At 72.7% G+C, this 10,660-nt stretch carries 10 protein-coding genes; 4 read left to right on the top strand and 6 right to left on the bottom strand.

Features of this window, described 5'->3' with window-relative positions; translation table 11 throughout:
- Window positions 1-539 (top strand): copper resistance CopC family protein (locus DBR36_RS16135; protein WP_108320719.1); only part of this gene is annotated, 539 nt, incomplete at its 5' end.
- 34 nt (window positions 540-573) lie between these two features.
- On the opposite strand, the gene DBR36_RS16130 is transcribed toward DBR36_RS16135, so the two are convergent.
- Window positions 574-1,446, bottom strand: coding sequence for a neutral zinc metallopeptidase (locus tag DBR36_RS16130; RefSeq protein WP_108320722.1), 873 nt, complete (start codon window positions 1,444-1,446; stop codon window positions 574-576).
- Between the two features lie 138 nt (window positions 1,447-1,584).
- Complete coding sequence (locus tag DBR36_RS16125; protein ID WP_108320718.1) at window positions 1,585-2,799, bottom strand: amidohydrolase; 1,215 nt, start codon at window positions 2,797-2,799, stop codon at window positions 1,585-1,587.
- A 173-nt stretch (window positions 2,800-2,972) separates the two neighbouring features.
- Between DBR36_RS16125 and DBR36_RS16120 the strand changes: the two genes are divergently transcribed.
- Both DBR36_RS16120 and DBR36_RS16115 read left to right on the top strand, forming a co-directional pair.
- The gene (locus DBR36_RS16120) at window positions 2,973-4,166 is read left to right on the top strand and encodes an NAD(P)/FAD-dependent oxidoreductase (protein WP_108320717.1); all 1,194 of its coding nucleotides are present in this window, start codon (window positions 2,973-2,975) and stop codon (window positions 4,164-4,166) included.
- A 92-nt stretch (window positions 4,167-4,258) separates the two neighbouring features.
- Window positions 4,259-5,398 (top strand): DUF4190 domain-containing protein, encoded by a 1,140-nt coding sequence (locus DBR36_RS16115; RefSeq protein ID WP_108320716.1) that lies wholly within the window; start codon window positions 4,259-4,261, stop codon window positions 5,396-5,398.
- A gap of 45 nt (window positions 5,399-5,443) precedes the next feature.
- Here the strand turns inward: DBR36_RS16115 and DBR36_RS16110 are convergent, their stop codons facing one another.
- On the bottom strand, window positions 5,444-6,451 hold the full coding sequence (locus DBR36_RS16110; RefSeq protein WP_108320715.1) for a LacI family DNA-binding transcriptional regulator: 1,008 nt from the start codon (window positions 6,449-6,451) through the stop codon (window positions 5,444-5,446).
- Between the two features lie 28 nt (window positions 6,452-6,479).
- Window positions 6,480-8,159: a glycoside hydrolase family 13 protein gene (locus tag DBR36_RS16105; RefSeq protein ID WP_108320714.1), complete on the bottom strand. Its 1,680-nt coding sequence runs from the start codon at window positions 8,157-8,159 to the stop codon at window positions 6,480-6,482.
- Window positions 8,160-8,376: 217 nt separating this feature from the next.
- Between DBR36_RS16105 and DBR36_RS16100 the strand changes: the two genes are divergently transcribed.
- Window positions 8,377-8,898 (top strand): adenine phosphoribosyltransferase, encoded by a 522-nt coding sequence (locus DBR36_RS16100; protein WP_108320713.1) that lies wholly within the window; start codon window positions 8,377-8,379, stop codon window positions 8,896-8,898.
- 95 nt (window positions 8,899-8,993) lie between these two features.
- Here DBR36_RS16100 and hpxO read toward each other — a convergent pair whose 3' ends face one another.
- Together hpxO and uraH are read right to left on the bottom strand one after the other, a co-directional pair.
- The gene (gene hpxO / locus DBR36_RS16095) at window positions 8,994-10,178 is read right to left on the bottom strand and encodes an FAD-dependent urate hydroxylase HpxO (protein WP_108320712.1); all 1,185 of its coding nucleotides are present in this window, start codon (window positions 10,176-10,178) and stop codon (window positions 8,994-8,996) included.
- Between the two features lie 8 nt (window positions 10,179-10,186).
- Window positions 10,187-10,507 (bottom strand): hydroxyisourate hydrolase, encoded by a 321-nt coding sequence (gene uraH / locus DBR36_RS16090; RefSeq protein WP_108320711.1) that lies wholly within the window; start codon window positions 10,505-10,507, stop codon window positions 10,187-10,189.
- Between the last annotated feature and the right edge of the window lie 153 nt (window positions 10,508-10,660).

Raw genomic sequence — 10,660 nt, 5'->3', positions numbered from 1 at the left:
TCGCTGCGGCGATCACCGCCGCCCTCGGCGGGGCGACGGCGGCATCCGCCCACGACAGCCTCGTCTCGTCGACTCCCGCCGCGGGCGACAGCGTCGCATCGCTGTCCGAGGTCTCGCTCGACTTCAGCGCCAACCTGCTCGGCTACGACGGCGGAAACATCGTCATCGTGCTCGGCCCCGACGGCCGGCACTACGAGAGCGACTGCGTGGGACTCGCGGGCCCGACGCTCACCCTGCCGGTCGCCCTCGGCGCGCCCGGTGACTACACCGTCGAGTGGCGCGCGGTGTCGTCGGACGGCCACCCCGTCTCGGGCGTCATCCCCTTCACCTACACGGGCGCGAGCCAGTCCGAGGGCACGGATGCCTCGGTGTGCGCGAGCGCGGCCGGGGCGACCGCGGCGCCCGAGGCGTCGTCCGCCGCGTCCGAGAGTGCGGGCATGTCCGGTCTGACGATCGGTCTGCTCGCCGGTGGCGCGGTGGTCGTGCTGGTCGGCGTGCTCGTCGTGATCATCGTGCGGTCGCGGCCGAAGGAGGACTGAGCCGCGGCCCCCTGTAGCCCCGCAGCGCCCGGGGCTACAGGCTGCCGCCGGGCACCGAGAACGTGTCACAGGCGTTGACGCCACCGTCGTGGCCCACGCCGAACCACCGCGTGCGCTGCTCGCTCGACCCGTGCGTGAAGCTCTCGGGGTTGACGACCCCGCCGGACTCGGCCTGGATGTGGTCGTCGCCGACGGCCGACGCGGCGGACAGGGCATCGGCGATCTGCTGCTGCGTCGGCGGCTGCAGATAGGGCGTGCCGTTCTCGTCGACCTGCTCGCTCGCGGCGGCGACCCAGGCCCCGGCGTAGCAGTCGGCCTGCAGCTCGGTGCGAACGCCGTTGCTGTCGGGGCCCGTCCCGTTGTTCGGGTACTGCTGCATCACGCCGGTCAGGTTCTGCACGTGATGGCCGTACTCGTGCGCGAGCACGTAGAGCTGGGCGAGGGGGCCGGCGGTCGTGTCGTACTGCGACCGCAGCAGCGAGAAGAACGTCGGGTCGACGTAGACGGTCTCGTCCGGCGGGCAGTAGAACGGGCCGGTCGCGTTCGACGCGGTGCCGCACGAGCTCGAGGTCGCCCGGTCGACGATGACGAGCTGCGGCTCGCGATACCCGTCGAGGCGCTGCTGCCAGAACTGATCGATGTCGAGCGAGGCGGCGGCCAGGCGGCACGAGTCGTCGGTGTTGGCATCCCGTCCGGTCTGGCAGTCGGCGATCGTCTCGCCGCCGCTCTGCGGACCGGCCGGCGCACCCCCGCCGAGCAACCCGGTCAGGTCGGTGCCGGTGAAGGCCGAGATCAGGAACACCACGATGGCACCGAGGCCCACGGCGCCGCCGCCGACGGCCGCGACCGTCCCGCCGCGGCGCTTCGCCGAGTTGCCGCCGACGCGGGCGTTGTCGTTGAACGTCACGATGGAACCGTACGCCCGCGCGTCGTCAACGTCACGGGGCTGGACATCGGCGCGGAAAGACCGGTCGAGTGTCCACGACACGCCGCCTCGCTCGCGCGCCGCGCGGCGCGCCGTGGACACTCGACGCAGAAGGGCTTCCTACGCCAGGAACTCCCGCGCGGCGACCACCAGGTTCTCGACGCCGCGGTCGAGCGTGGGCTGGAGCACCGGGGCAAAGAACGGCGAGTGGTTCGTCGGGATGTCGCGCTCGATGGTGCCGCCGGCCACGGCATCCGCGAACTTCTGCGGGTCCACCCCGCCCCAGAACCAGAACACCAGCGGTGCCCCCGATTCGCGGGCGAACCACGACACGTCCTCGCTGCCCGTGAACATGCCGGGGTCGACGACCGCCCCCTCGCCGAACGCGCGGCGGAACGCCTCGCTCAGTCGCGCGGTGGCGTCGACGTCGTTGATGGTCGGCGGCAGGGAGTGATCGGTGGTGATCGTGGGTTCCTTCTCGGCTCCGGATGCCAGTGCCTCGGCGCGCACGATCCGCTCGACCTTGCCCATCACGCGCTCGCGCGCCGCGTCGTCGGGGTATCGCAGGCTCAGTTCGAGCTTCGCCTCGGCCGGGATGATGTTGTTCTTCAGCCCGGCGTGGATCGACCCGACCGTGACGACCGCGACGTCGCGGGGGTCGACCTCGCGCGAGACGACCGTCTGCAGGCGCATGACGGTGGCGGCGGCCATGACGACGGGGTCGATCGTGGAGTGGGGACGCGAGCCGTGGCCGCCGCGGCCGTGCAGCACGACGGTCAGGCCGTCCGAGGCCGCCATCTGCGTGCCCGGGCGCACGCCGATGACGCCGGCGGGCAGGGGGGTGACGTGCTGGCCGAGCACGATGTCGGGTTTCGGGTAGCGCTCGAGCACGCCGTCGGCGATCATCGCCTGCGATCCGGCGCCGTACTCCTCGGCGGGCTGGAACACCGCGACGATCGTCCCCGCCCACTCGTCGGTGGTCGCGACCAGGCGTTCGAGGGCGCCGATCAGCGCGGTGACGTGCATGTCGTGGCCGCACGCGTGCATGACGGGCACGGCGTTGCCGGCCGGGTCGGTGCCGCGGGCGGTGCTGGCGTAGGCGAGGCCGGTCTGCTCCTCGACGGGCAGGCCGTCCATGTCGGCTCGCAGCCACACGACGGGCCCGTCGCCGTTGCGGATCGTCGTGACCAGCCCCGTACGGCCGACGCCCTCTTCGACCTCGAGCCCGAGGTCGGCGAGGTGGCGGGCGATGACGCCCGCGGTCCGCGTCTCTTGGAACGACAGCTCGGGGTGGGCGTGCAGGTCGGTGTACAGGCTCTCGAGGTCGACGCTCATGTCCCGAGCCTAGTTCGCGGCCAGGTCCCGCGTCTTTCCCGTCGAGTGTCCAGAACACACCGGATGGCGGGCGCGGGGTACGGCGTGTCGTGGACACTCGACAGGTGGTACCGCAAGGCGAAGACCCCCGCAACCCGTCCGATGCGGCCAGGTGCGGCCGAGATGCTGTGCGCATGACCACGACACACTTCGATTACCTCATCGTCGGCGGCGGGATGGTCGCCGACACCGCCGCGCGCGGCATCCGCGAGATCGACGCGGACGGGTCGATCGGCATCCTGAGCGACGACGTCGACGAGCCGTACACGCGCCCCGCCCTCAGCAAGAAGCTGTGGACCGACGACGAGTTCACGTGGGACAAGGTGCCCCTCGGCACCGCCGACGACACCGGTGCCGACGTGCGCCTGCGCACGCGCGCCACCGCCATCCGCCCCGAGGCGAGGGAAGTGGATGCCGACGACCAGACCTTCTCGTACGGCAAGCTGCTCATCGCCACCGGCGGCACGCCCGTGCCCCTGCCGATCGACGACCACTCCGACGGGGCGCGCGCCCTGTCGTTCCGCACCGCCGAGGACTACCGCGCCCTGCGCGCGCTGGCCGAGGACGTGGACCGCATCGCGGTCGTCGGCGGCGGCTACATCGGATCCGAGCTCGCCGCTGCCCTCGTCCAGAACGGCGTGGACACCGTCCTCATCCACACCGGGTCGGTGCTGGGCGACGCGGTCTTCCCCGCGGGGCTGGCCGAGCGTTTCGAGAAGCTGTTCCGCGATGCGGGCGTCGAGATCGTCGCGGGGTCGAAGGTCGCCGGCGGGCGAGCGGATGCCGAGGGCGTGCGGCTGCAGCTCGAGAATGGCGACGAGGTGCGCGCCGATGCCGTCGTCAGCGGCCTGGGCATCGAGGTCGCGACCGATCTGGCCGAGCGTGCGGGACTGAAGGTGGACGACGGCGTCGTCGTCGACGCGCAGCTGCGCGCGTCGGCGGACGACGTGTACGCCGCCGGAGACGTGGCCAACTACCCCGACCGCCTTCTCGGACGCCGCCGGGTCGAGCACGTCGACAACGCCAACGAGCAGGGCAAGGCGGCGGGGCGCAACCTCGCCGGCGCCGCCGAGGCGTACACGCACACGCCGTACTACTACTCGGCGGTGTTCGGCATCCGCTACGAGGCCGTCGGCACGCTCGACTCCTCGCTCGAGACGGTGGAGGACTTGACGGATGCCGACCACGGCGTCGTCTACTACCTCGACGACGACCGCGTGGTCGGCGTGCTGCTGTGGAACGTCGAGGACGCCCGCGATGCGGCGCGTGCGGTGCTCGCCGAGGCCGACACGCTCACGCGGGACGATCTGGTGGGCCGCATCCGCTGACGAGGGATCCGCGGGCCCTGGGCGTCGCGGCGGGCGACGGGTACCCTGGACCGACGCCGCGATCCCCGTGGCTCGCGAGCACAGGAGCCCCCATGTCGTCGGCCGAACTGCGACTATCCCTCCCCGTCGATGCGGCGGGTGAGGCCCTGACGACGGTCTTGACCGAGCAGGGCTTCGCCGTGCGGCCGAACGGGGCGGGACTGCTCGAGGTCGAGCGGGGGAGCCTCGGCACCACCCTGGTCGCGGGGGCGTTCGCGGGGCAGGACATGCACGTGCGCTTCGACGTCCGCCTGTCCGCGGTCGAAGAGGGGACGCTCGCCGTGTTCGACCAATCCGCGCTCGGCGGGTTCCTCAAGGGGGGCGCGCTGGGCGCGGCCAGGGCTGGCGACGTGGTGACCGAGGCCGCCCGCCTGTCGGGGGCGCGGCTCGCGCAGCAGGGGCTGCTGACGGTGGCGGCGTCGGCACCGTCCGCCGCACCGGTGCCCTCGGCGGCGATGGGCTTCGCCGCGAACGGCTACCCGGGGTACGCCTCGACGGCGGTCGCGGCGCCCCCGGTCTACACCTCGCCCGCGCCCTCATCCGACCGCACGAATCCCGTCTCGATCGTCGCGATCGTGCTGGGCTTCCTCTTTCCGATCGGCGGGATCGTGGCGGGCGCCGTCGCCCTCGCGCAGATCAAGCGCACGGGCGAGAAAGGCCGGGGCCTCGCCCTGGGCGGGATCATCGCCGGTGCCGTGCTCACCGTCCTCGGGTTCATCGCGGCCCTCGCGTTCGTGGTCTTCGTGCTGTTCGGCGCCGGGTCCAGCGTGTCCGACCCCTTCGGCTTCTCGCAGGACGGCGAGGTGACCATCGCGCCCGACGAGCAGGCGGCGGTCGATCCGTCGGTGCTGTCGGTCGGGGCGTGCCTGGATTCGCTGCCCGGCGGCGTCATCGCCGCGGGCAACGTGGTCGATTGCGCAGCTCCTCATGCGTTCGAGATCTTCGCCGGGTTCGAGGTCCCCGACGCGGGGGCGTTCCCCGGCGACGCCGCGATCGAAGAGGCCGCCTTCACCGGGTGCGAGGCCGCCTACCCGGCCTACGTCGGAGCGGCCTACAACGACTCGACACTCAACTACTACTTCGTCGGCCCCACCGAGCAGACGTGGGCGTCGGGCGACCGCGAGATCTCGTGCCTGCTGTTCGATCCGGCGACCGAGCTGACGACGGGTTCCCTCGCCGGTTCCGGCCGCTGAGGCGTCGGCGTCCCGCGCTCGCCTCACGGGGAGGGATGCCGGGGCTCAGCCCCGCGGCGGGGCGGTCGACCCGCGGTCGACCAACTCGAAGGGCAGCGTGCCGCGCCCCCGCGCCGGCTCGGCGCCGTCGAGCTCGTCGAGGACCTCAGCGGCCGCGCGTTCGCCCTGACCGCGGGCGAACTGGTCCACCGTCGTCAGACCGAACCAGCGCCCGAGTTCATGGCCGTCGACGCCGATGACCGAGACGTCCTCGGGAACGCGGAGCCCGAGCGCGCGTGCCGCGAGGATCGCGCCGATCGCCATCTCGTCCGAGGCAGCGAAGAGCGCGGTGGGCGGCGCGGCGGCGGTCAACGCGCGGGTGGCCGCGGCCGAGCCTCCCTCGATGGTGAAGTCGGCGGCTTCGACCCACGCGTCGTCGACGCCGGCGTCGGCGAGGCTCCGGACGAAGCCGCGGCGGCGCAGGGCCGGTACCGACGAGCCCGTGTCGGCGGAGCCGGCGCCGTCGTCGCCGATGTGCGCGATCCGCCGGTGGCCGAGGTCGAGCAGGTGCGCGGTCGCGAGACGGCCGACGGCGAGGTCGTCGACGGTGAGCGTGGTCAGCAGCGGATTGGGGCCGGCGATCGCGACGATGGGCACGCCGAGTCCGCGCAGGTGCGCCGATTCGGCGGCATCCAGTTCGAGGGCGATCGTGATCACCGCGTCGATGCGCTGGCGACGGAGGTGGTCGTCGAAGACGCGGCGCCGTCCGGCCGGGTCCTCGCTGACGCTGTAGAGCGTGATGTCGTAGCCGCGGCGGACCAGGCCGTCCGAGATCCCGGCCAGCACGGTGCTGAAAAACCAGCGGTCCAGGAACGGCACGACCACGCCGACGGCGCGGGTCCGCCCCGTCGCGAGGCTCGAGGCCGAGGCCGACACGACGTACCCGAGCGCATCGGCCGCCGCGCGCACGCGGTCGCGCGTCGCGGCGGACACGGGACCCCGGCCGCTCAGAGCACGCGAGACCGTGGCCGTCGACACTCCCGCCCGGCGGGCGACGTCGTCGATACCGGCCACGGTCTCGTCCGATGAGGGATGCCGCGGCTCAGGCCGCCGCGATCCAGACCGTCGTGTCGGTGGGCAGGCGGTCGCCGTCCAGCGGGCCACTTGCCACGAGGACCTCGCCCGCGGGCAGGTCGACGCTCGCGTCGCCGAGGTTGGCGATCACCAGCACCGAGCCGTTGCGCGCCGCCACGACGTCGTCGCCGTATCCGTCGAGCCACTCCAGCGAGCCGGCGCCGAGGCCGCGCGCGCGGCGCTCGGCGAGCAACGCGCGGTACATCGACAGGGTCGAGGCCGGGTCGTCGACCTGCACGTCGTGGGCCAGGTCGGCCCACTCGGTCGGCTGCGGCAGCCACGAGGCACCGGTGTCGTTGAAGCCGTAGGCGGGGGCGTCCGCGGTCCACGGCAGGGGCACGCGGCATCCGTCGCGACCGTAGCGCTCACCGTTCGTGCGGAACCACGTCGGATCCTGGCGGGCGTCGTCGGGCAGGTCGATCACCTCGGGCAGGCCGAGCTCTTCGCCCTGGTACAGGTACGACGAGCCGGGGAGTGCGAGCATCAGCGCGGTGGCGGCGCGGGCGCGGCGCAGCCCCTTGACGGGGTCGGGCTGGCCGGGCGACTTGGGTCCGATGCCGGCGCCCTGGGGGTTCTCGGCCGTCAGCGCCAGGCGCGAGGCGTGACGCACGACGTCGTGGTTCGACAGCACCCAGGTGCTCGGGGCGCCGACGGCGCCGTACTCGGCGAGGGACTCCTCGATCACGGCGCGCAGGGCTGCGGCATCCCACTTCGTCTCGAGGTAGTGGAAGTTGAACGCCTGGTGCATCTCGTCGGGGCGGACCCACAGGGCCGTCTCGGCCACCGTCGGCAGCCACGCCTCGGCGCACAGCGCGCGGTCGCCGTCGTACTCGGCGAGCACCTCGTGCCATTCGCGCCACACCTCGTGCACGCCCGGCTGGCCCCAGTACGGCACGGCGTCGGCGTCGCCGCCCATCGAGCCGCCCTCGGGGTCGGGCGTGTAGTCGGGCAGGCCCTCGGCCTTGATCAGACCGTGCGCGACGTCGACGCGGAATCCGTCGACCCCGCGGTCGAGCCAGAAGCGCAGCACGTCGCGGAACTCGGCGCGCACCTCTTCGTTGGTCCAGTCGAAGTCGGGCTGGGTCTCGTCGAAGATGTGCAGGTACCACTGGCCGGGCGTGCCGTCGGCCTCGGTCACGCGCTTCCACATGCCGCCGCCGAAGACGCTCTCCCAGTTGTTGGGGGGCAGCTCGCCGTTCTCGCCCTTGCCCTCGCGGAAGATGTACCGCGCGCGCTCGGGGCTGCCGGGGGCGGCCTTCAGCGCCTGCTGGAACCACACGTGCTGATCGCTGGAGTGGTTGGGGACGAGGTCGACGATCACGCGGATGCCGCGCTCGTGCGCGCCCGCGAGCATCGCGTCGAAGTCGGCCAGCGTGCCGAAGATCGGGTCGACGTCGCGGTAGTCGGCGACGTCGTAGCCGGCGTCCTTCTGCGGCGACGTCTGGAAGGGGCTGAGCCAGATGGCATCCACCCCCAGCTCGCGCAGGTCGTCGAGGTGCGCCGTGACGCCGGGGAGGTCGCCCAGGCCGTCGCCCGAGGCGTCGGCGAACGAGCGGGGGTAGATCTGGTAGATGACGGCGGTGCGCCACCACTCCGAGCCCGGTGCCGAGGCCAGTTCGGCGCGCGCGTCTTCCTGCGTGAAAGTCATGCGCCCAGGCTACTGCAAGCGCTTGCACGTTCGGTAGACACGTGGAGTGTCCCTTCGCGCCCCCCACCGCTCCTTCGCGATGTCGAGTGTCCAGGGCACGCCGTCTTCGTCCGCCGGCTCGCGGCGTGTGGTGGACACTCGACCACGGAGCGGCGTCGGGCGGTCGCGCCGTTCCCGCGACGGGACGCCCGGGGGGTGCCGCGATTAGGCTTGACGGGTGCCCGACGCCACCGCCCTCGCCCGCGCTGAATCGCTCATCACGAGCATCCCCGACTACCCCCAGCCCGGGATCGTGTTCCGCGACATCACGCCTCTTCTGACGGATGCCGCGGCCCTGCGCACCGTCGTCGACGCCCTCATCGAACCCTTCGCCGGCCGCTTCGACGCCGTCGCGGGTGTCGAAGCGCGCGGGTTCCTGCTCGCCGGTGCCGCGGCGATCGCCGCGAACGTCGGGCTCATGCCGATCCGCAAGGCCGGCAAGCTGCCGCGCCCCGCCGCCACGATGTCGTACGACCTCGAGTACGGCTCGGCGCGGATCGAGATGCACGACGACAACGCCGCGGGCGCGCGCGTGCTGCTGCTCGACGACGTCCTCGCCACGGGCGGCACCCTCGGCGCGGGCCGCGACCTGCTGCAGGCCGTGGGCAGCGAGGTCGTCGGGATCGCGACCCTGCTCGAGATCGACGGACTGGGCGGCCGCGAGGCTCTCGGCGACGTGCACGCGGTCTTCCACGTCTGACCCCGCGTCGCAGCCGCGCCGCAGCCGCAGCCCTGCACGATCGCCGCAGTACCACCGCCGCGCCGCAGCCCCGCCGCGCGGCAGCCGAGCGCGCCTCAGCCGAGCACGCTCGCGCCGAGCTCGACGGGACTGCCCTCGATGTTGCCGACGATGCCGCGGATGACGCCCGTCCCGTCCTCGCGGCGCAGTCCGTCGTACCAGGCTTGGGTCGCGGCGACGTCGAACGCGTGGGTCTCGAACGCCCGCTTGCGCGCGCGCAGCACCAGGTCGCCCGCCCGTTCGGTGCGGATGCGCTCGTAGCGCCGCAGCGAGTCCTCGACACCCAGCGTCGCGGTGGCGAACACGATGCCGAGCGCGAAGCTGTCCTCCAGCGCCGAACAGGCCCCCTGGCCGATGTCGGGAGCGGTGTTGTGAGCGGCATCCCCCAGGATGGCGACGCGTCCGCGCACCCACGTGTCGAAGGGGTCGATGTCCCAGATCTCGACGCGGTTGAGCGATTCGTCGGGGTCGATGCCGTCGAGCAGCGCGCGCACCCCCGGGGCGCCCCACGAGCCGAACGCGTGCTCGAGCGCCGCCATGCGGTCCTCGACGACACCGGACGGACCGGGCACGTCGACGAAGAAGTAGAACCGGTCGCCCGCCACGGGCATCACGGCGCAGCGTTTTCCGTCGCCGACGTACGTCGTCCACTGCTCGAGCGGTCCGATGCGCTCGTCGGCGGCGACCAGGCCGTTGTAGTTCACGTAGCCCGAGTAGGAGCGTTCGGGACGGATGCCGATGGGCTCGGTGACGTAGTCCCGCACGATCGATCGCGCGCCGTCGGCGCCGATCAGCAGGTCGGCCGTGTCGGTGGTGCCGTCGGCGAAGGTGGCGGTCACGACGCCGTCGTGCTCGGCGACACCGGTCAGCTGCATGCCGAGTCGGATGTGGGCGGGGCCGACGGCGTCCATCATCAGCGCCTGCAGGTCGGCGCGGGCGACGGGATAGGGCCGCTGGCCCGTCTGCGCGGTGACGGGGGCGAGGCTGAAGCGGCAGAGCTCGTCGCCCGTGTGGCCGTCGTAGTAGGCCATGTCGTCCATCCGGCCGCCCAGAGCGGCGACCTGCGGACCGAGGCCGAGCCAGTTGAGCACCTTGACCCCGTTCGACCACAGCGACAGCGCCGCACCGACGGGGCGGTTCTCGCGCATGCGGTCGTAGACGACGACGTCGTGACCGAGCTTCTGCAGGGCGAGGGCGGCGGAGGTGCCCCCGACGCCCGCGCCGATGACGATGACCTTCATGGTTCTCCTCAGCTGCCGCGGTAGGTGGAGTAGGCGAACGGGCTCAGCAGCAGCGGCACGTGCAGGTGGGCCTCGCCCGACGCGGTGAACGCCACCGTCGCTACGGGGTGGAAGGACGCGACCCCGCGGCCGCGGAAGTAGGCGCCGGTGCCGAAGGTGAGGGCGTAATCCCCGTCGGCGAGCACGTCGGGGCCCAGGGCGAGGCGGCCGTCCGCGTCGGTGGTGGCCGCGTCGATGGTGGCGCCGTCGAGGTGGCTCAGCGTCACGGTGACGCCGATCGCGGGGCTGCCGGTGGTGGCATCCAGGATGTGGGTGGTGACGTGCGTCATGCGAGGTGCTCCGGGGCGTCGGGGGTGCGGCGGGTCATTCGGCCGCTTCCGGTTCGGTGGGGGCGGCGTCGGCGAAGGCCGCGCGCAGGCGCAGCAGCGCGATCTCGGCGAGCTGCCGCGTGGCCTCGATGGTCTCGGCATCCGGGTCGTTGG

The organism is Microbacterium sp. HMWF026 (assembly GCF_003061325.1).
GTDB lineage: Bacteria > Actinomycetota > Actinomycetes > Actinomycetales > Microbacteriaceae > Microbacterium > Microbacterium testaceum_E.
Note: the sequence above shows the minus strand (reverse complement) of the source record. Positions and strands in the feature narration are given on the sequence as shown.